The organism is Vibrio sp., assembly GCF_984391705.1.
Window position 1 is genome coordinate 79,746 of record NZ_CFHWOM010000008.1, and the last position, 20,018, is coordinate 99,763.

At 44.4% G+C, this 20,018-nt stretch carries 17 protein-coding genes and 1 riboswitch; of the genes, 9 read left to right on the top strand and 8 right to left on the bottom strand.

The annotated features are described in order from the left end of the window. Positions 1 to 56: 56 nt before the first annotated feature. Together mlc and AC4MRV_RS08120 are read left to right on the top strand one after the other, a co-directional pair. A complete protein-coding gene (mlc, locus tag AC4MRV_RS08115; protein WP_491186925.1) occupies positions 57 to 1,274 on the top strand; it encodes a sugar metabolism global transcriptional regulator Mlc in 1,218 nt (405 codons plus the stop codon). A 249-nt stretch (positions 1,275 to 1,523) separates the two neighbouring features. Continuing rightward, complete coding sequence (locus AC4MRV_RS08120; protein ID WP_491186926.1) at positions 1,524 to 2,471, top strand: chemotaxis protein CheV; 948 nt, start codon at positions 1,524 to 1,526, stop codon at positions 2,469 to 2,471. A gap of 275 nt (positions 2,472 to 2,746) precedes the next feature. Here AC4MRV_RS08120 and AC4MRV_RS08125 read toward each other — a convergent pair whose 3' ends face one another. From AC4MRV_RS08125 to AC4MRV_RS08140, 4 genes are all read right to left on the bottom strand, one after another. Beyond that, positions 2,747 to 5,818, bottom strand: a complete 3,072-nt coding sequence (locus AC4MRV_RS08125; protein ID WP_491186960.1) for an error-prone DNA polymerase — start codon at positions 5,816 to 5,818, stop codon at positions 2,747 to 2,749. Positions 5,819 to 5,826: 8 nt separating this feature from the next. Beyond that, positions 5,827 to 7,227, bottom strand: coding sequence for a Y-family DNA polymerase (locus tag AC4MRV_RS08130; protein WP_491186927.1), 1,401 nt, complete (start codon positions 7,225 to 7,227; stop codon positions 5,827 to 5,829). A gap of 3 nt (positions 7,228 to 7,230) precedes the next feature. Further along, positions 7,231 to 7,908 carry a translesion DNA synthesis-associated protein ImuA gene (imuA, locus tag AC4MRV_RS08135; RefSeq protein WP_491186928.1) on the bottom strand — a complete coding sequence of 226 codons (678 nt, stop codon included), beginning with the start codon at positions 7,906 to 7,908 and terminating at the stop codon, positions 7,231 to 7,233. A gap of 150 nt (positions 7,909 to 8,058) precedes the next feature. Further along, entirely contained in the window at positions 8,059 to 8,802 is a 744-nt protein-coding gene (locus AC4MRV_RS08140) for a YciK family oxidoreductase (protein ID WP_491186929.1), read from the bottom strand. Between the two features lie 88 nt (positions 8,803 to 8,890). On the opposite strand from AC4MRV_RS08140, the gene sohB reads away from it, so the two are divergent. The 5 genes from sohB (at position 8,891) to AC4MRV_RS08165 (ending at position 12,905) form a co-directional block, all read left to right on the top strand. Next, complete coding sequence (gene sohB / locus AC4MRV_RS08145) at positions 8,891 to 9,952, top strand: protease SohB (protein ID WP_491186930.1); 1,062 nt, start codon at positions 8,891 to 8,893, stop codon at positions 9,950 to 9,952. A gap of 212 nt (positions 9,953 to 10,164) precedes the next feature. Next, positions 10,165 to 10,647 (top strand): hypothetical protein, encoded by a 483-nt coding sequence (locus tag AC4MRV_RS08150; protein WP_491186931.1) that lies wholly within the window; start codon positions 10,165 to 10,167, stop codon positions 10,645 to 10,647. Positions 10,648 to 10,924: 277 nt separating this feature from the next. Further along, complete coding sequence (locus AC4MRV_RS08155; RefSeq protein WP_038134134.1) at positions 10,925 to 11,194, top strand: PTS sugar transporter subunit IIB; 270 nt, start codon at positions 10,925 to 10,927, stop codon at positions 11,192 to 11,194. An 11-nt stretch (positions 11,195 to 11,205) separates the two neighbouring features. Next, positions 11,206 to 12,462 carry a PTS ascorbate transporter subunit IIC gene (gene ulaA / locus AC4MRV_RS08160; RefSeq protein ID WP_491186932.1) on the top strand — a complete coding sequence of 419 codons (1,257 nt, stop codon included), beginning with the start codon at positions 11,206 to 11,208 and terminating at the stop codon, positions 12,460 to 12,462. Continuing rightward, entirely contained in the window at positions 12,459 to 12,905 is a 447-nt protein-coding gene (locus tag AC4MRV_RS08165; protein ID WP_491186933.1) for a PTS sugar transporter subunit IIA, read from the top strand. Before ulaA ends, AC4MRV_RS08165 begins: the two co-directional genes overlap by 4 nt. A 113-nt stretch (positions 12,906 to 13,018) precedes the next feature. Here AC4MRV_RS08165 and AC4MRV_RS08170 read toward each other — a convergent pair whose 3' ends face one another. Then, positions 13,019 to 14,467, bottom strand: coding sequence for a DEAD/DEAH box helicase (locus tag AC4MRV_RS08170; RefSeq protein ID WP_491186934.1), 1,449 nt, complete (start codon positions 14,465 to 14,467; stop codon positions 13,019 to 13,021). Between the two features lie 95 nt (positions 14,468 to 14,562). Continuing rightward, positions 14,563 to 15,129 carry a rhombosortase gene (gene rrtA / locus AC4MRV_RS08175; protein WP_491186935.1) on the bottom strand — a complete coding sequence of 189 codons (567 nt, stop codon included), beginning with the start codon at positions 15,127 to 15,129 and terminating at the stop codon, positions 14,563 to 14,565. 3 nt (positions 15,130 to 15,132) lie between these two features. On the opposite strand from rrtA, the gene AC4MRV_RS08180 reads away from it, so the two are divergent. Together AC4MRV_RS08180 and AC4MRV_RS08185 are read left to right on the top strand one after the other, a co-directional pair. Further along, positions 15,133 to 15,741, top strand: coding sequence for a tRNA-uridine aminocarboxypropyltransferase (locus AC4MRV_RS08180; RefSeq protein WP_491186936.1), 609 nt, complete (start codon positions 15,133 to 15,135; stop codon positions 15,739 to 15,741). Positions 15,742 to 15,816: 75 nt separating this feature from the next. Further along, positions 15,817 to 15,916: riboswitch (purine riboswitch) on the top strand. 79 nt (positions 15,917 to 15,995) lie between these two features. Further along, the gene (locus AC4MRV_RS08185) at positions 15,996 to 17,003 is read left to right on the top strand and encodes an adenosine deaminase (RefSeq protein WP_491186937.1); all 1,008 of its coding nucleotides are present in this window, start codon (positions 15,996 to 15,998) and stop codon (positions 17,001 to 17,003) included. Between the two features lie 50 nt (positions 17,004 to 17,053). Here the strand turns inward: AC4MRV_RS08185 and AC4MRV_RS08190 are convergent, their stop codons facing one another. Both AC4MRV_RS08190 and AC4MRV_RS08195 read right to left on the bottom strand, forming a co-directional pair. After that, on the bottom strand, positions 17,054 to 18,370 hold the full coding sequence (locus AC4MRV_RS08190; protein ID WP_491186938.1) for an anti-phage deoxyguanosine triphosphatase: 1,317 nt from the start codon (positions 18,368 to 18,370) through the stop codon (positions 17,054 to 17,056). Positions 18,371 to 18,468: 98 nt separating this feature from the next. Beyond that, complete coding sequence (locus tag AC4MRV_RS08195) at positions 18,469 to 20,016, bottom strand: DHA2 family efflux MFS transporter permease subunit (protein ID WP_491186939.1); 1,548 nt, start codon at positions 20,014 to 20,016, stop codon at positions 18,469 to 18,471. Between the last annotated feature and the right edge of the window lie 2 nt (positions 20,017 to 20,018).

The following is a 20,018-nucleotide window of genomic DNA, read 5'->3' on the forward strand; positions in this document are numbered from 1 at the left end:
CACAATTACTTCGCAAAGTAAAAAAATTACCCTGTTGTTGATATTCGGAGCACTCTATGTACATGGCTCAACCTGGCCATATTGATCATATTAAGCAGGTCAATGCTGGACGGGTATATAAACTCATTGATCAAAAAGGGCCTATTTCTCGCATCGATTTGTCGAAAGAGAGTGAACTGGCACCTGCTAGTATCACTAAGATCACTCGTGAATTGATTGAAGCACACCTTATCCATGAAACCACGGTTCAAGAGGCTACCAGCCGAGGTCGTCCGGCCGTTGGTTTACAAGTGAACAATGAAGGCTGGCAGTTTCTATCGATGCGTCTAGGACGAGGTTACTTAACGATCGCTTTGCATGAGCTAGGCGGTGACGTGCTGATCGACACAAAAATTGATATTCATGAAATTGATCAAGAAGATGTACTCGCACGTCTATTACATGAAATCGATGAATTCTTTCAAACCTACTCAGACCAGCTTGACCGCGTTACCAGTATTGCGATTACTTTGCCTGGTTTGGTGAACTCTGAGCAAGGTGTCGTTTTACAGATGCCGCACTATAACGTAGAGAATTTGGCATTAGGTCCAGAAATTTATAAGGCAACAGGGCTCCCCGTATTCATTGCCAATGACACGCGCGCATGGGCTTTAGCTGAAAAGCTGTTTGGTCACTCTCAAGAAAATGATAACTCTGTTTTGATATCGATCCACCATGGCTTGGGCGCTGGTATTATTCTCGATGGTCGAGTGCTACAAGGTCGTCATGGTAATATTGGTGAGCTAGGACATATCCAAATCGATCCTAATGGTAAGCAATGTCATTGTGGTAATCGTGGATGTTTAGAAACAGTGGCGAGCTCTCAGGCGATTCGTAACGAAGTGTCTGAGCGCATTGCGAATGGTGAAGCATCTATATTGGCCGACATTGAAGAAATTTCGGTTGAAGATATTTGTGAAGCTGCGGAGAAGGGCGATCCTCTTGCAGTTGATGTCGTTGAGAAGCTTGGCCGTTATTTAGGGTCGGCTATCTCTATTGTGATTAACCTTTTCAATCCTGAGAAGATTCTAATTGGCGGTGCAATTAACCAGGCGAAAGAGGTTCTCTATCCAGCTATTCAGCAGTGTATTGAAGAACAGAGCCTGCCGGTATATCACCAAGATTTGGAATTAGTCGAGTCACGCTTTTATAAACAGGCAACCATGCCTGGTGCTGCATTGATTAAGCAAGCCTTGTTTGATGGCCTTTTATTAATGAAAGTGATCGAGGGCTAACGCCCTTGGTTACACTGCCTATTTATCTTTTTGTAAAACCCATATAATCTTCGCGTTCTCAGCAAGCTATACTGTTGTTGGTAACAGAGCGTTTTTGCTCTGTGCTCATGACAAGATTCTGTTGACCACGGTCTCTATTTCCGCATCTTCAATCTATATAAGTATAAAATTAGTGGTCTCAGTATTAGTTTTTGCCTTAGTCTTTCTTTAGACTATTTTGTTTATATAACCTATTGGTAGAGAAGTGGTATGTCTGGAGTTTTAAATACGGTCGATCAGCGTACGAATCTAGTTGGTGAAAACCGTTTAGAGTTGTTGTTATTTAGTCTAAACAGTAGACAGATCTTTGCCATTAACGTGTTCAAGGTACGTGAGGTTATTAAAGTTCCTCAGCTCACAAAGATGCCAGGATCTCATCATCACATTACTGGCGTGGCATCGTTACGTGGCGTTTCTGTCCCTGTCATAGACTTGCGTAGTGCGATAGGTTTCCCGCCTTCACGTCAAGAAGAGCAAGAACAAAACTTAATTATTACCGAGTACAACCGTACCGTGCAGGGATTTTTAGTTGGTCAAGTCCGTAACATTGTTAATACTGCATGGACAGAGATACAGCCGCCACCTAAGACTGCGGGGCGTTCAAACTACCTAACAGCGATTACGCGTATTAAAGATGGCGATAATCAAGAAATCGTGGAAATTATCGATGTTGAAAAGGTATTGGCTGAGATCATCGATTACGATGTCTCTATCTCGGAAGGGGTACTCGATGAAGATCTTGCGGCAGAGATGGTTGGCCGTAACGTACTCATCGTAGATGATTCATCGACTGCTAGAGCTCAAGTCAAAGGGACGCTATCTCAGCTGGGGCTGAACATTATTGAATGTCGTGATGGCCTAGAAGCTTTAGGCTTACTTAAGTCTTGGGCTGATGACGGAAAAAACGTTGTTGAAGAACTGCTATTGATGATTACCGATGCAGAAATGCCAGAAATGGACGGCTATAAACTAACCCATGAAGTGAGAAGCGATCCTAGAATGAAGGATCTCTACGTTACTTTGAACACGTCACTAAGTGGTAGTTTCAATGAAGCCATGGTGAAAAAAGTCGGTTGTGATCGCTTTATTTCTAAGTTCCAACCTGACTTATTGGTTGAGGTCGCTCAAGACCGATTACGCGATATCCTGACTAAGTAAGAATTTGCAACGATTTAGTCCATGATCTTTTGTTTTTGAGCTGTTATGGTTATTAGGTTGTTTTGTTACGTAAAATACAACATATACAACTTTTCTCAGAAACCTAAAGGTAGTTTTTATTCATGATATGGCTAACGTCTAAAGTTGTAATGACTTTAAGCATGTTACTGTATAGGGAATACAAGAAAAGAAGTATGGATGCTGAGAACAAGTATTAACTTGTTTGAACAGTAAATGAAAAGGAGCTTCGGCTCCTTTTTCTTTTATATATCGAATCAATGAAAATCGCGTGACTTACTTTGCAGTCCTTCGAGCTTATCTGTCATGTCTATCAATCGTCCGGCAATTACGTGGGTGACGTCACCTTCTCTCTCTAAAATGCCTTTTACCATGAGTATTTTAGCTGTTAGGTAAGCTTGCTTTTGTGCTCTTGCTGTTGCTTGCCATACCACCACATTGATATTGCCAGTATCATCTTCGAGGGTAAAAAACGTCACTCCAGCGGCTGTTCCTGGGGCTTGTTTCCCTGTTACCACGCCAACCACAGTAACTAAAGATTGATGCGATTTAGTCTTGAGTTCATTCATGCGGGTAAAGTGGTCTAACATGCCGGCACTGTCTAACAGGCTAATTGGATGTTGCTGGAGAGAAAGCCCGGTTGCAGCATAGTCTTCCAATAAGCTCTGAACGTCGGAGGGGGAAGAGACAGGCATCGAATCTGTCTCTTGAATGCCCTGAAAAAGTGGTAAATCAGATAAAGAGTCCATCATTGACCAACGAGTTTGGTAGCGATTATTAGCGATGGATTGCATTGCGTTTGCTGATGCGAGTAATTCAATATCACGCTGGTTTAATCCAATATGTTTGAGCTGATGAGGGTGACTAAATCCTTGTTGACCACGAGCCTTGATCAGCTGGTGGCTACTCTCACTGCTGAATCCTTTAATCTGTCTTAGACCAAGTCTAATCGCAAATTTATCACCACATTTGATCACTTGATGGTCATACAATGATTGATTTATGCATACCGGTAATATCATCACATTATGACGTTTTGCGTCTTGAACGAGCTGTGAGGCGCTATAAAAGCCCATAGGCAAGCTATTGAGAATCGAGGTATAAAACGCTTCAGGGTAATGGTGTTTTAACCAAGCCGAGCAATAAGCCAGTACCGCAAAAGAAGCGGAGTGGCTTTCAGGAAAACCGTATTCACCAAAGCCTAAAATTTGATCAAAGATACGTTCGGCAAATTCCAGCTCATAGCCGCGACTGAGCATCCCTTCAATCAGTTTTGTTTTGAATTTGATTAGGTCACCATTTTTCTTCCAAGCGGCCATCGCACGGCGTAGGGAATCTGCTTCACCGCCACTGAATCCGGCGGCCACCATTGCGAGCTTGATTACTTGCTCTTGAAAAATGGGTACTCCCATCGTACGTAACAGCACTTCCTCCACCTCTTTAGAAGGGTAGGTTATCGGTTCGATCCCATCACGGCGCTTGAGAAATGGGTGAACCATATCCCCTTGAATGGGTCCGGGACGAACGATGGCGATTTGAATCACCAAATCGTAGTAACAAGCCGGTTTAAGGCGAGGCAACATGCTCATTTGGGCGCGCGATTCAATTTGGAATACACCCACGGTATCAGCTTGCTGGATCATACGATAAACGTTGGGGTCGTCTTGTCTTCGCGTGATCTCCGCAATGCTGAGCTCTTGATTGTACAGCTTTTTGACCCAATCAAAGCACTTGCGGATAGCACTGAGCATTCCAAGTGATAGGACATCGACTTTGAGCAGTTTTAAGCTCTCCAAATCATCCTTATCCCATTGAATAACGGTTCTGTCAGGCATTGATGCATTCTCGACGGGCACCAATTGATGAAGAGGTCCGGCTGCAATCACAAAACCTCCAACATGCTGGGAGAGGTGGCGAGGGAAGCCAATCACCTCATTTACTAAAGAGATAAACTGCTCTCCTTTGAGTGAATCAGGCTGTAACCCTAATTCGACAATTTGCGCTTGCCAGCCCTGAGAGCGATCACGACGATTTACGTTTTTAATGAAGTAGTCGAGTTGGCTCTCTTCAATCCCTAATGCTTTTCCCACATCACGCACTGCACTTTTAAAGCGATACGTAATAACGGTCGCTGCGAGTGCTGCACGCTCACGACCATACTTTTGATAGATATATTGGATCACTTCTTCACGGCGTTCATGCTCGAAGTCGACATCAATATCAGGTGGCTCATCGCGCTCTTTACTAATGAAGCGCTCAAATAGAACTGAGATCTGGCGCGGATCCACAGAGGTGATTTCTAAGCAGTAACAGACGACAGAATTCGCCGCAGAGCCTCGCCCTTGGTAGAGAATACGATTGCGTTTGGCAAACATGACGATGTCATGAATGGTAAGAAAGTAGAATGGATAGTTGAGTTCTTCAATAAGCGAGAGCTCTTTGCTGATCGTCTCTTCGATATGGGCTGGAACGCCCTCAGGAAAACGTAACTTTTTGCCATGTTCTACCAGCTTGCGCAGATAGCTGTTGGGTGACTCACCATCAGGCACTAATTCACTTGGGTAGGTATATTTTAAATCGCCCAAAGAAAACGCGCATTGCTCTGCAATTCGTATACTTTCTTCACGCCATTCTTTTTTGAACAGCTTGCTCAGCTTTTCCTTGCTACGTAATGTTCGCTCCGTGTTGGTTAACAAGTGGCTGCCAATTTTATCGACACTTTTTCCCTGTTGAATGGCTGTCAGGGTGTGTTGCAGTGGCAAGCGAGTCGCGGTATGCATGAGGACGCCACCGCATGCCGTAATAGGAAGAGCCAACTCTTGAGCGAGCCGCTCACAGTGCTGTAAGTACTTCTTCTCATCTGAGTTTAAATGACGCTGTACGCCAATCCATAAGCGATGTTTATGGTGTTGAGTGAGCCACAACCCCCACTTGTGATCTACCTCTTGATGAGAAGGCAGCCAAATCACCAAGCAGTGCCTTACAGTCATTAGATCCCACTCTGACAGTTGATATTGGCCTTTCTCGGAGCGCCTTCTCGCATTGGTGATGATACGACACAGTTCAGCATAGGCATTATGGCTTGGGCAAATGAGCACGACTTGGCATTCCTGATTAAGCCAAAACATGCTGCCAATAATGAGTCGAGTATTGAGTTTATGAGTCTCGATCGCTTTGTAAGCGCGTACCACGCCCGCAACAGAGCACTCATCGGTGATCGCCAAAGAGTGATAGCGTAAAAAATCGGCTTGCAAGACCAGCTCTTCAGCGTGGGATGCGCCAGTGAGAAAAGAAAAGTTGGTTTGGCAGAAAAGTTCAGCGTATTTCATGCCGACCTCTAGCAGAATAAACCATGCAGGAACCACTGCATCTGTTGATTGCGAAATACCCATAGCCAACGTCCAGCATCACTACGGGCGATAAAGTAATCTCGAGTCATCTCATCACCGTCCCACCAGCCTGTAACAAAGCGTTCGGGACCTTGAATGATGTTGACCTTTTCGGTTAAGAGCTCTGGCTTTTTCAGCATAAAAGAGGGTCGTAATCGCTGAATTTGAGGTTTCAAAGGTACAGGGAGTTCCGCAGAGCAGAGCAGCGTGGCATGTTCGGGCCTTGGGTCATCGCTCATGGCAACTTTATGTATCCGCTCTTGGCCGAGTTTTGCTTGTAACATGCTAATTAGTTCTAGCTCGCTTTGTTTACCTTTATGACCGGCGAAAATATCTTGGCTTGTTGACTCAAGCTCGCCACTGCGTGCCAAGTTGAGAGTGAGCCCTTGTACAGGCGCTTCCAGTTTTATGGATTCGAGCGTGAGCTGGCATAAGGTCATCCAGCGTTTGGCGAAGTAGTCACCGCTGGCTGAAGTAAAAGAGATCGAGCTATCTTGATGATCGCGCTGGTGGAGAGTCAATGTGAGCTCGTAAGCGACTTGGTTACGTAGGGTAAGGAATAACTCTAACTTATCAAGTAACTTACAAAGTGGCTTTTCTAGCCATTGAATGTTTTCAATATCAAACAGCAGCTCCATATAGCTTTTGAAATGTTCTGGCGGATGGTAGAAATTCATGGGGTGTTTGAATCGCCCCATAAGCCTTCCTACGTAGTTCACCAAATCAATATCGAAACGACGCGCAATATCTTGCATCGGCAATTCAAGTAGTTGGTGTAAGTGAGTGACCCCCACACGAGATAATGCATCTACCTGTTTAGTCTCTAGCTCTGTAGCAGTAAGAGGGTAGCGTTGAACTAGCTCAGTAATTGCGTCCTTATCATGACTAATAAAATTAGTACCGGATTTGGCGAGTAACATAGCAGAGAAGGGGGAGAGCCCCGTAGCAAAGTGGAAGCTTAGCTGAAGCTTGTCTAGATGATGTGATACATGTTGCCAGTAGGTATCTAACCCGCCGTAAAGTGACAGCATATCGGTCACTTTGAGCAAAATACCTTGAGGAGCAAACAGCACGATGTCAGATGTCACCATATAGAGCCATTGAGCAATATCCAGCAGAGTTTTCTGCTCGATCTTTTCATCATAGGGGTGAACTTGCAGTTGTTGGCACAAAGCGCTAGCACTGCCAAGTCCCATACCTGTCTGAATACCTTGCTCTTTGGCCACATTGTTACACTGAACCACTTTAAAGCGCTTACTCTCGACAATAATTAAAGGTTGCTCGGATTGCTCTGCATAGAGGGCATCTAGCTGCAAGGATGGAAAGTGAAGGTAAATCCAAAGCTGCATAGGTTAACCTTGTTTGCGCAGAGAAAACGGCAGAACGACAGGGTCACTAGCCTGTACAGTTAAAGATGGCCAGTAGTGATGCATATCCAGCACAAAGCTGCCATGTGGCCAGCCCCCTTTACGTTTGGTGATAGTGATTTCAAGGCCTAGGCTATGAGGGTGTAGTGTCATGCTTAAGCTGACCGGAAGTGAAAATAGACTTCTTTGCTCTGTTTTAAAGAGAAAAGAGAGGCAGTTACCGGTTTCACTGGCGACTTGTAAACGGCGAGCCTGGTGAACTTCAAGATCCGTAGCCCAGAGTAAGACATTGCTACAGGCGCCGCTTTTTAAACATTGCTCTGCCGCCCACAGTGCCTCTTTTGGGGTGTTGGGATTAATGAGCAGTACCTTATTGCAGTCCATACCTTGAGCAGAAAGGTGCTGTGCGCACAAATAACCAGGTGGTTGAATAAATACCACTAAACGCTCTTGGCTGGTTTGTTGTAGGTGCGGCAGTAAAAGGCGTAGCTCTCCAATCCCTTGCGAGGATTGCAGTTCGACAACGCCATGTTTCGGGAAACCGCCTTCAAGTTTTTGGTCGAGTAGTGAGTAGCCCGTAGAGTAGTAGTCTTGTGACTCTGGAGTTTGATTTGCCTGCCAAAGCCATTGTTTCTGCTTAAGATGTTCGATTAGTTCATACATAACAAAGTACCTGTATATACATACAGTATAATTTATTGTGCACTATCGGCAATAGTAAGATGCAGCAAGTGAATAAAAAAACGCCCTGTGTTTCTCGGGTGATAACACAAGGCGTTGATTATTATTTGGAAAATAAATCAGCAGTGAGAATTATTTTTTTGGTTGTGCGTCGATACACTGGCCATTCACGTCTTTACTGTCAGGACTCATTAGGTAGAGGTAAAGCGGCATAATATCCAGTGGTGTTTTCAGCAGATCCGTATCTTCAGCCGGATAAGCTTTTGCGCGCATGGCAGTGCGAGTGCCACCTGGATTAATTGCGTTAACGCGGATGTGTGTGTCGCTTAACTCATCAGCTAAAATTTGCATCATACCTTCGGTAGCAAACTTTGACATCGCGTAAGTGCCCCAGAAGGCACGGCCGCTGTGGCCAACCGTTGAAGAAGTGAAAACAATACGTGCGTCATCTGATTTGTGAAGCAGGGGCAAAATTGCTTGAGTCATCAAGAACTGCGCTTTCACATTGACTTGCATAATATCGTCGTAGGTATCTTCTCCGATCTGATCAAACGGGCTGATGACACCTAAAAGGCTCGCATTATGGAGTACACCATCTAAGCGACCAAACTGACCTTCAATAGTATCTGCCATATCAAGGTAATTTTGCTTGGTTGCGCCTTTCATATCGAGAGGAATAATGGCTGGCTGAGGGTAACCTGCCGCTTCAATTTCGTCGTAGGTCTGCTCCAGCTTTTTCACTGTACGACCAAGCAAAATCACGGTTGCACCACGCTCAGCATAAGAGAGTGCTGCTTGTTTACCGATACCTGCTCCCGCGCCAGTAACCAAGATGACTTTGCCTTTCAGGGCATCTGAAGAAACAGCATAATCCACGATCTGTATCCTTATTGTAATGATTTACTTTATGAATCCGTAAGATGGTGGTTACAATACACTAATTCGCACAATTGGGGATATCACATTGGAATTTTTGTTGGACTACGGCCTGTTTTTGGCCAAGATTGTGACTGTCGTGGTTGCAGTAGTTGCGATATTGGTTATTGCTAAAGCAGTCGGCGGAAAAAGCGGCGGCGCAAAGGGTGAGCTTGAAATCACCAATCTTACTGAACAGCATAAAAATACGGTTGAGCAGTTAGAGCACCACTTGCACGACGACTCGTTTATCAAGGCGCGTGACAAGGCGGAGAAAAAACAAGAGAAAGAGAAAAACAAAGCACGTGAGAAAGAAATAAAGCAAGCGTCTAAAGAGGGGAACCTTGATAGTAAGCGCGAACCTCACTTATTTGTTTTGGACTTTAAAGGCAGCATTGATGCAAAAGAAGTGGCTTCTCTACGTGAAGAAGTGACCGCGATTCTAGCTGTTGCGCGAGAAGGCGATGAAGTACTACTGCGTCTCGAGTCAGGTGGTGGTATGGTTCATGGCTATGGCTTGGCGTCATCACAGCTTGATCGTATTAAAGCTGCGAATCTTCCGCTCACTATTTCAGTGGATAAAGTGGCAGCCAGTGGCGGTTACATGATGGCCTGTATTGCAGATAAGATTGTCTCTGCACCGTTTGCGATTGTGGGTTCAATTGGTGTGATTGCCCAATTGCCGAACTTCAATAAAGTACTGAAAAAATATGATATTGAGTATGAGCAGCTAACAGCAGGTGAATACAAACGTACTTTGACTATGTTTGGCGAAAACACCGATAAAGCGCGTGACAAGTTCAAACAAGAGTTAGAAGAGACACACGGTCTATTTAAAGACTTTATCCGTGAACGTCGCCCTGACCTTGAGTTGGATAAAGTCGCTACGGGAGAGCACTGGTTTGGTACGCAAGCTCATGCGCTAGGTTTGGTTGATGAAATCAAAACATCAGATGACCTCGTGGTTGAAGCATGTAAAGATAAAACGGTACTGGCGATTCATTACGTTGAGAAGAAGAAGCTAACTTCAAAACTTGCTGGTATGGCAGGCGAGGCCGCAGACAGCGTACTGATGAAGTTGATTGACCGTGGCCAGCGTCCTATCGTTTAAGTGTAAATGAGCATCTTAACAGTCAAAGCGCCTATCAAACGATGGCGCTTTTTTTGTATCAGACTATTACACCTAGTCATTGGCAGGGACAGATACTCTATAATGAACCAAATAGAAATGACCTTACCCTGTAGGGTAATCGTTTATAATGTTGTATGTAGAGTATATACTTACATTATGTCGGATTTTCCAAGAAGTCCTAGGTACACTGGATGTTAATTAAAAAACAAGAAGCGCCACACGATATGCAAATAGGCGCTCGATTTGAAACAAAAAAACATGGCTACGTTACGGTAATTGAATACTACAATACGCATACCGTTATTGTAGCGTTTGAAAATACCGGAAATATTCGTTCTATTACTGCCGCGAAACTGCGTAGTGGACAAGTTTCTGATCGTTCTGTTCCTCCTCAGTCGTCGATGGTCGGTGAAAGAGTCGAGTCAGTTAAGCACGGTATATTAACTATTATTCAAGTTGAGTCTGAGAACATTGTTGTTCTTGAAAATGAATATGGCGAAGAAATTCGTATGTTACTTCCTGCCGTGCAAAAATTACGAGATAGAGTTGAGGAAGAAACGGAATGCTCCAAGCCTGAAATGCCCACATCTTTAAGTGCTCTAACTAAAAGAAATAAAAAGACCAAAGATGTTAATAGTCTTTTAAAGAAAATGCTTACCGATTACGGAAAATAATCAAAGCTATTATTTAACACCGTTCATAACGTCAGATCACACTTTAGTTTCCTCTCGATATCTTTTATTTCAAACATGCTTTTTGTTTACAGCTCCTTTCGCGGTGTTAGTGATAAATTGTGTGTTTGAAACTTCATTTTGCGTGATCTTGGTCACGAGGTCATTTTGGTTTTGTGATGGTGATCTATTCTGTTTTAGGGCGATTTGGATATTATTCATCTCAACAAATAAACGAAAGCACACAGCTTTCTGATTAAAACCCTACGAGAAAAATATTATGAAAAAGATTATGGTTGTATGCGGTAATGGCCTTGGTACTTCATTGATGATGGAGATGGCAGTTAAAGAAGTTGCTGGAAAAATTGGTCTAGATGCAGAGGTTGATCATGAAGATCTATCTTCAGCAGCATCAAGTAGTGCTGATATTTGGGTTGCCGCAACTGATGTCGCAAACCAATTAGCTGAAGCGGGTAAAACAAATATTGTTAGCCTAGCAAATATTTTTGATAAAGCGTCTATTGAAGAACAATTAAAAACTTTCATGTAAGGAAGTAAACTATGGCTAATTTCTTTGAATTCATGCTTGGCTTATTAAAAGAGCCAGCAATCATGGTTGGTTTAATTGCTTTTGTGGGGTTAATTGCACAGAAGTCAGATATATCAACAGTTTTAAAAGGCACTATTAAAACCGTAATGGGTTTCCTAATTTTAGGTTTTGGTGCAGGTGCACTTGTAGGTGCGCTAAATCATTTTTCAACGGTATTTACCGAAGCATTTGGTGTAAGTGGTGTTATTCCAAATAACGAAGCAATCGTAGCATTAGCTCAAGAAGCATTTGGCTACGAAATGGCATTAATTATGTTCTTTGCTTTCGTAGTAAATATTCTATTGGCTCGTTTTACTCCGTTAAAATATATTTTCTTAACGGGCCACCACACTATGTTCATGTCTATGCTTGCTGCTGTAATCCTATCTACAGCGGGCATTAAAGGCACTGTATTAGTGGCTATGGGCTCTGTGATAGTAGGCTCACTGATGGTGATCATGCCTGCACTAGCTCAGAAATACACTGAGAAAGTAATGGGTACTGACCAACTCGCAATGGGTCACTTCTCTACGTTCTCTTACCTAGTATCTGGTTACATTGGTAGCAAGTTTGGTGATACGTCGAAAACAACAGAAGACATTAATGTACCTAAGAGCTTAATGTTCCTACGTGATACGCCAGTAGCGGTCGCGACAACCATGGCAATCTTCTTCATGTTTGCTTCTATCATCGCTGGTGGTGAGTTTGTTGAAAGCGTATCAGGTGGTCAAAACTGGGTAGTATTCACCTTTATGCAATCTTTAACATTCGCAGGTGGTGTCTACATCGTACTGCAAGGTGTGAAGATGCTAATTGCAGAAATTGTTCCAGCGTTTAAAGGTATCTCTGACAAGCTCGTACCAGGTGCAAAACCAGCACTAGACTGTCCAATGGTATTCCCAGTTGCACCAAATGCGGTACTCATCGGTTTCCTATCATCGTTTGCCGCAGGTCTAGTCGCGATGGGTATCCAAGGCATGTTTGACTGGACGATTATCGTTGCGGGTGTTGTGCCTCACTTCTTCGTGGGCGGTGCGGCAGGCGTTTACGGTAACGCAACAGGTGGTCTACGCGGTGCGATTCTAGGTTCGTTTACACAAGGTTTGTGTATATCGTTCCTACCAATGCTACTTCTTCCGGTTCTTGGTGGCCTGGGTCTTGAAGCAACAACATTCGCTGACTTCGACTTCGGTGTGGTTGGTCTGATTCTAGGGTGGTTAGTATCATGAGCATTATGAATCTGATTGGCGATAGCATTGTTATCTCAAACGAACAAAACCTAACGGTAGACAACGCACTTGATATCACTTGTTCTAAGTTGGTTGAGCAGGGAAAAGTGGATGCAACTTACCTAGAAGCAATTAAGAAGAAACACGAAGAAATCGGCGCATACTATGTACTGGCTCCGAAAATCGCAATGCCTCATGCTCGTCCGGAAGATGGTGTGAATGAAGCTGCTCTACAAATCACAGTGTTTAAGAATGGTGTGGATTTAGAGTCAGAAGATAACGGTGATGTGTTTTTCGCCGTCACTTTGGCAGCGCTAGATTCAGACAGCCACATTCAAACGATTGTTGCGTTGTCTGAGTTGTTCCAAAACGATGACGACATTGACGCGATCATTAGTGCAGAAAACGAATCGGCTATCGCTGAGATTCTGAAGAAGTACTGATGAAATAGTCCCCCCTTACTGAAAAGTATCAAGTCCTCGCTAGTCACGAGGACTTTTTTCGTTATGAGGCGAATAAAAAACGCTCCTGAGTGAGGAGCGTTTTGATTTAAATCTTATTGAGCTTTCGCTTGGCCGCTTGGTTTGCGATTGGCTGGTTTACGGCGTTGCTGACCGTTTCCACTATTGCCACCATTATTGTTCTTTGGCTTGGTGTTTGATGGTTTACGTCTTGATTGACCACCGTTTCCTTTATTTTCACCATTTGGCTTGTTGTGACCAAAGTGACGCTTGTTTTTGCTTGCTGGTTTATTACCACGAGCATTGTCACCGGAGCGCTGACCGTCTTGGTGCTCAGCTTTAGGCTGCTTTGGTTTTTTCGGTTTTTTAGGCTTAATTGGACGAGTATCCAATTTAGACTCAGGCAGTTCGTTTACCGGTTTAAAGCCTTCCAATTCTAGGCGAGGGAGAACTTGCTGAATTAAGCGCTCAATACCAAACAGTTCTGCAGCCTCAGCAGCTTCAACTAGGGAGTAAGCTTTGCCGACTTCCCCCGCACGGCCCGTACGACCTATGCGGTGTACATAGTCTTCCGACACATTTGGCAGTTCAAAGTTAACCACTTGTGGTAGCTGAGGAATGTCGATGCCGCGTGCTGCGATGTCTGTTGCAACTAATACCTTTACATCGCCTGATTTGAAATCAGCGAGAGCGCGAGTACGAGCACCTTGACTTTTGTTACCGTGAATTGGTGCTGCGGTAATCCCTTCTTTGTTTAGGAAAAAGGCTAAGCGGTTAGCGCCGTGCTTGGTTCGACAGAACACTAGAGTTTGCTTCCAATCACCGTCTTTGATCATTTTCACCAGCATTGGCGCTTTTTTACGCTTGTCTGCTGGGTAGATGCTTTGCTCGATGGTAACCGCAGTTGAGTTCTCTTTGCTTACCGATACTTCTACTGGGTCGTTTACCAGACCTTTGGCTAGCTCACGAATTTCAGGTGAGAAGGTTGCAGAGAAAAGCAGGTTTTGGCGTTTAGCAGGTAACAGAGCAAGGATCTTGCGAATGTCACGAATGAAGCCCATATCCAGCATGCGATCAGCTTCATCAAGCACGAGTACTTCTAGCTGGTCAAACTTGATTGCGTTTTGCTGGTACAGATCCAATAGACGACCAGGTGTTGCGACAAGCACATCACAGCCTTTACGTAGCTTCATCATTTGTGGGTTCGCTTTTACGCCACCAAAAATAACTTGAGACGTAAGACGTTGGTAACGGCTGTATTTGAAAACGTTTTCTTGAACCTGAGCGGCTAGCTCGCGAGTTGGAGTCAGAACCAATGCACGGATATGGTTACCTTTTACACGCTGGCCATTATCTAAGCGTTCAAGAATTGGCAGAGTGAAACCTGCTGTTTTACCTGTACCTGTCTGCGCTGCTGCCATTACGTCTTTGCCTTGCAATATGGCTGGAATGGCTTGCTCTTGAATAGGAGATGGTTTGTCGTATCCCTGTTCTTCAATCGCTTTAAGAATTGGGGCAGAAAGGCCTAAAGAGGTAAAACCCATATGTTGTTCTCTGTATGAAGTGACTCTCGACTCGTTTTGTTGGGCGAGAAAAAGGGCGCCATTCTGAGCCCTTTAGGTAATAACATCAACAGAAATTATTGCTCATTGTTTGATAAACGGCCAAGAAAAGGCAGTTTTACGACGAATAAAGCGAAGACGAGACCACTCAGTGTACCAAACATATGTGACTCTACCGCTACTCGAGCTTGAATGAGTTCAGAAGTGGATTGTGAAGCACCCATGCTCATCTCCCAAGCAACCTTAGCAACGACACCTATTACCAGTAACCAACTGCTTTTTCGGCCCTTTAGCGCTTCTTGGAGAGCAAAACAAGCAAACAAACCGTGCAGGACGCCAGATAGGCCAACATAGCTAGTCATATCACTTAACATATTGAGCAAACCAACCGCTAAACTAATAAGGAGCAAAGCCCAAGCAAAGGCACGGTGGCTGGGCTTGAAGATGAAGTGGATCACCCAAAGGCCTGCTAAATTCATTGCTAGATGAGCAAAGTTGGTGTGGGTGAAGTTTCCTGATACGATGCGCCACCATTGACCCTCAGAAATCCATTGTCGATGCCACTCTGTGAGTGAAGCAAGAGGTTCAAACTGCAGTCCTAAGCAGACTAAACTGACAGCAATTAACGGAAAAAATAAGCGCACTCTATGTCTCGATACTGTTCTCAATGTGGAAAATCACTCAAAGCGTGTATTTGTGAGTGGATTCAAAGCTTACCATCTAAGGTAGAGTTGATCATTTTACAGCATCCGAGTGAAACGAACAGGCCCATGGGCACGGCGCGTATATTAAGCTTGTCTTTGAACAACAGTTACTGCTTTGTGGATGAGAATTTTTCAGAACATACCAAGCTCAATCAACTGTTAGCGGAAGAAGAGGTTTACCACTTTGTTCTCTATCCTGGTGAAGGGGCGCATAGCCACCAACAAGTCGCAAGCAAAGTGGAAAATCAAGAAAAAGTGCGAGTTATCTTGCTCGATGGTACGTGGAAAAAAGCTTATAAGATGTGGCAGTTGTCGAGTAACTTGCAGACGCTTCCTTTAATTCGGCTGCCCGAGAATTTGCAAGGTAACTACCGTATCCGCAAAGCGCCTAGTGACAATAGCTTATCAACCGTTGAGGCGGGCTATCATATTTTGCAATTACTTGAGCCTAAGGCGGACTTTTCACCGTTGATTACAGCCTTTAATCAGATGATAGAGTTTCAGATAGAGCAGATGCCACCTGGGGTATTTGAGAAAAATTACCTGAGTTAATGACACAACTCGAGATCAGTAACTACAATTGATCTCAAAGCGGCTGACATGATGCGAATGCAGACTGTTAAGTCGTGCCGTGATTTCACGGCACTTCGTATAATCCCACTGATACGGTGTGGGAGTCTCTACCTGGAGCCGTAAATTCCAGATTACGAAGAGAAAGTGCTTAGCGCTTTTCTCTTTGTATGGCAGAAATTCTCCAAGAGAAAAGCGTTTGTTTACATCATTCATAATATTATGAGGAGACAAGCGTGCATCGATCCAATTTTATTCAACAACTTCCTAAAGTTGAGTTGCACTTGCACATTGAAGGGACATTAGAGCCTGAAATGATGTTTGAACTTGCTAAACGCAATCGGATTACTTTGCCATTTGCGAATCCTGAAGAAGTCCAAGCGGCATACGAATTCACTAACCTACAATCTTTTCTCGATATCTATTATCAAGGTGCAAATGTCTTGATTGAAGAACAAGACTTTTACGACCTCACTTTTGCTTACCTAACCCGTTGTCACAAAGATAATGTGATTCACACTGAGATCTTTTTCGACCCTCAAACCCATACTGATAGAGGGATTGCATTTGATACGGTAATCAATGGTATTTACAGAGCGCTCGAAGATGGCCAAGAGGAATATGGCATCAGCAGTCGTATCATCATGTGTTTTTTGCGCCACCTCGACGAGACCAGTGCATTTACGTCATTACAACAGGCTTTACCTCACAAAGACAAAATTGTTGCCGTGGGTCTAGATTCCTCGGAGTTAGGCCATCCGCCGGAGAAGTTTGCGCGAGTATTCGCGAAAGCGCGAGAAGAGGGTTTTCTAACCGTAGCCCATGCAGGGGAGGAGGGGCCAGTTAGCAATATTTACGATAGTTTAGAACTACTCAAAGTGAGCCGTATCGACCATGGTGTACGCTGCGTTGATGATACTAATTTAGTCGCACAGCTAGCGAAAACCCGAATGCCGTTAACGGTATGTCCGCTGTCGAACACTAAGCTTAAAGTCTTTGAACAGATGTCTGACCATAATATCGTCCAACTATTAAGAGAAGGACTATGTGTCACGATTAATTCTGATGATCCGGCATATTTTGGCGGTTATATGACCGATAACTTCCTCGCCGTGGACAAAAGCCACGCATTAACCTGGGAGGAGTTAGCGCAGTTTACTTTGAACGCGATAGAAGCGAGCTTTTTGAGCAAGGCGGAGAAATTGGGTCTGACAGCTAAGCTGGATGCCTTTATGGCCGACTAAACCCAAATCAGGAGCCACGAAGGCTCCTGATTATTTAAGTCAGACAAAAGTTAATGTGAAGAGAATAACTGTTGATGGAGTCGCTGAGCATGTCCGTCTGTCATCGAGGAGATGTAATCGGCAATGACGCGGTAGCCCGCACTTTCAGATTCTTGAGACGCCCATTGGTGGCGCACTTGAGTCGGTAACAGTCGTTCTGGATCGGCACTTAATGCTTCAAAGATATCCATAATGATCTGCTGGCCCTTGTACTCAACGACTTGAACGTGCGGTACTTGGATAACATAGTCACTGACGAAACGTTTTAAGATATCGAGTGCTTTGGCCATGGTTGGTTCAAGATAAGCATTAAAAGACAACAATTCACACTCAAATGGAGCATCGACAGGTTTAACGGAAATGCTAGTGAGAAGCGCGTTGACCATTCCACCTATTGCATCTTTACGCTGGAAGTGAGTGCCAGCAAACAACATTTCAGTTATTGACTCGATGTGCTGCTCAAACCATGCGTCTCCACAATCGGCGAGTTGGCTTGCTGCTCCTTCTATCCACTGATGTCGATTAACCATTCCTAACACTAAGGCATCTTCAAGATCATGAACACCGTAGGCGATGTCGTCAGCGAGCTCCATGATGGAGCAATCGATCGATTTATAACGGGTTTTCTTGTGCTGGCTTTCCGTTACATCTTCATCTCGCATGGTACTAAAGCGTTGTTTGTCGTCATCACTAAGTGGTTCTAGCAGCCAGTCAAATAATGCACGATCACAGTCGTAAAGACCTTTTGCAGGCATCCAATCTTTTGCGCGTAGTTTACGTTGGTGAGGCACGCTTTCGGGGATAACGGCCGCGCGTGTTTGGCTGATCATTGCGGGGTACTTTATTAAGCCCAATAAGGTTCTACGCGCGAGGTTCATACCAAAATGCTCAGTGTAAGGTTCGAGCTTGGTGACAATGCGAAATGTTTGTGCGTTGCCCTCAAAGCCGCCATGGTCACGCATCATATAATTCAATGCAACCTCACCACCATGACCATAAGGAGGGTGGCCAATATCATGTGCGAGGCACAGCGAATCAATCAGACTGTCGCTTGGCAGTAAATCTCGAAACTCAGGTTGCTTTTTCTTTAACTGAGCCACAATACCCGTTCCGAGCTGAGCGGCCTCCAGTGAGTGGGTGAGGCGAGTGCGGTGGAAGTCATCAAAACTATTGCCATGAACTTGAGTTTTGGCCTGCAAGCGACGAAAGGCTGCCGAGTGCAAGATACGCGCACGGTCTCTTTGATATGGGCTTCGGTGGTCATCACGACGAATTTTATGCTCATCGTCATGACGTTCATGCCATAAAGCGCTGATTTTAAACGTCATAGGCAGTCTCCCTGAGTTTTTTCTTACCGTACACGTATAAGGTATAGACTTCAAGTTATAGAATTATAAAGGCTTTTTTCAATTATCGGCCGAGATGACTAATCTTTCATACTCAAAATCAACACCGCGGCAAACCCAAGAAAAGCCGTCATCATCAGGAACACATCATTGTAAGCCATAATTGTGGCATCTCTTTGCATCGTAGCGAGTAAGCTCGCCTCTGCTTGTTGTAACGCTGTGGCGGCATCACTGCCGGATTGAACAAAAAACGTTTGCTGTTGATGCAAGGTGTGCCAACCCAGTTGGCTAACCGAAGGCAAGGATTCTTTGATATGCGCAAGATGCTCACGTGTTTTGTTATCCAATAGCGTTGCAATTATGGCGATGCTAAATGCACCGCCTAGATTGCGCATAACATTAGTTAGAGTAGAGGCATCGGGGGTGTCCGGCTTACTGATATTTTTCATTGCGACTAAAGAGAGTGGAACCATAATGAATGGACTACCAATGGCACGCAGGACCATAGAGAGAATCAATTGTTGGCCACCAAAATCAACGCTCATGTGCGTATTTACATAGCAGCTCAAGCCGAACATGGTGAATCCGAATGTCACTAAATACTTAGGCTTAATGACCTGAGTCATTTTAGGCACTAACGGGAAAATCAGCAGTTGTGGAAAACCCATCCACATCAGTACTTCACCAATTTCCATTGCGTTATATTGCTGGATTTGAGTGAGGTACATAGGCAACACATAGATAGAGCCAAGCAGAGCCATACCCAAGATAAGATACGCGAGGCAAGACATTGCAAATTGACTATCACGTAAGAGTCTTAAATTGACCAGTGGCTTCTTGTGTTGCAGTTCATTGATCACAAAGTAAACCAAGCTGACTGCGGATATGATACTTAAGGTAACGATAAAGCGAGAGCTAAACCACTCTTCGCGGTTTCCTTCTTCAAGTACTACCTCCAGGCAACCTAGGCCAAGTGCCATTGTGGTAATACCAAACCAATCGGCTTTTTTCAGTAAAGCTAGCTCTAATTTTTCATCGTCTAATCCGTAGCGGATCATCGAAATCACGAGCAGTGCTGGTGGGATGTTGATGTAAAAGATGTAGTGCCAAGATAAGTTTTCTGTCAGCCAGCCACCAAAGGTAGGCCCGATAGAAGGAGCAAAAGTGGCAGTTACACCAAATAAAGCCATACCTACCGCACGCTTGTTTAGTGGCAGAAGTTGAATGACGAGCGAGAATGCCAACGGAATTAATGCTCCGCCACTAAAACCTTGCATAGCACGAAAGACGATCATCGAGGTCATGTTCCAAGATAATGAACAGAGCAGAGAAGAAATCGTAAATATGGTGGTGGTCCAAGTCAGATAGCGGCGTTTACCAAGGGCTTTAGAAAGCCAACCGCTAAGCGGGATCGCGATCATCTCTGCCACGAGATAAGAGGTCGAGATCCATGAGCTTTCATCGAGTGTTGCGGAAAGCGCACCTTGAATATCCTTTAGTGAAGAGTTGGTAATTTGGATGTCGAGGATGGCCATAAAAGCGCCAATCAAACCACCGAACAAAGCGATCCAATGACGAGCTGGAACTTGTTCTTCTTGGGAAGCCACATGGCTAAGTGCCGCAGTCATGA

Bases quoted from the DNA above. Each gene is read 5' to 3' on its own strand.
- mlc (WP_491186925.1), top strand. From the start codon at position 57: ATGTACATGGCTCAACCTGGCCATATTGATCATATTAAGCAGGTCAAT.
- AC4MRV_RS08120 (WP_491186926.1), top strand. From the start codon at position 1,524: ATGTCTGGAGTTTTAAATACGGTCGATCAGCGTACGAATCTAGTTGGT.
- AC4MRV_RS08125 (WP_491186960.1), bottom strand. From the start codon at position 5,818: ATGAAATACGCTGAACTTTTCTGCCAAACCAACTTTTCTTTTCTCACT.
- AC4MRV_RS08130 (WP_491186927.1), bottom strand. From the start codon at position 7,227: ATGCAGCTTTGGATTTACCTTCACTTTCCATCCTTGCAGCTAGATGCC.
- imuA (WP_491186928.1), bottom strand. From the start codon at position 7,908: ATGTATGAACTAATCGAACATCTTAAGCAGAAACAATGGCTTTGGCAG.
- AC4MRV_RS08150 (WP_491186931.1), top strand. From the start codon at position 10,165: ATGTTAATTAAAAAACAAGAAGCGCCACACGATATGCAAATAGGCGCT.
- AC4MRV_RS08155 (WP_038134134.1), top strand. From the start codon at position 10,925: ATGAAAAAGATTATGGTTGTATGCGGTAATGGCCTTGGTACTTCATTG.
- ulaA (WP_491186932.1), top strand. From the start codon at position 11,206: ATGGCTAATTTCTTTGAATTCATGCTTGGCTTATTAAAAGAGCCAGCA.
- AC4MRV_RS08165 (WP_491186933.1), top strand. From the start codon at position 12,459: ATGAGCATTATGAATCTGATTGGCGATAGCATTGTTATCTCAAACGAA.
- AC4MRV_RS08170 (WP_491186934.1), bottom strand. From the start codon at position 14,467: ATGGGTTTTACCTCTTTAGGCCTTTCTGCCCCAATTCTTAAAGCGATT.
- AC4MRV_RS08180 (WP_491186936.1), top strand. From the start codon at position 15,133: ATGTCTCGATACTGTTCTCAATGTGGAAAATCACTCAAAGCGTGTATT.
- AC4MRV_RS08190 (WP_491186938.1), bottom strand. From the start codon at position 18,370: ATGACGTTTAAAATCAGCGCTTTATGGCATGAACGTCATGACGATGAG.
- AC4MRV_RS08195 (WP_491186939.1), bottom strand. From the start codon at position 20,016: ATGACTGCGGCACTTAGCCATGTGGCTTCCCAAGAAGAACAAGTTCCA.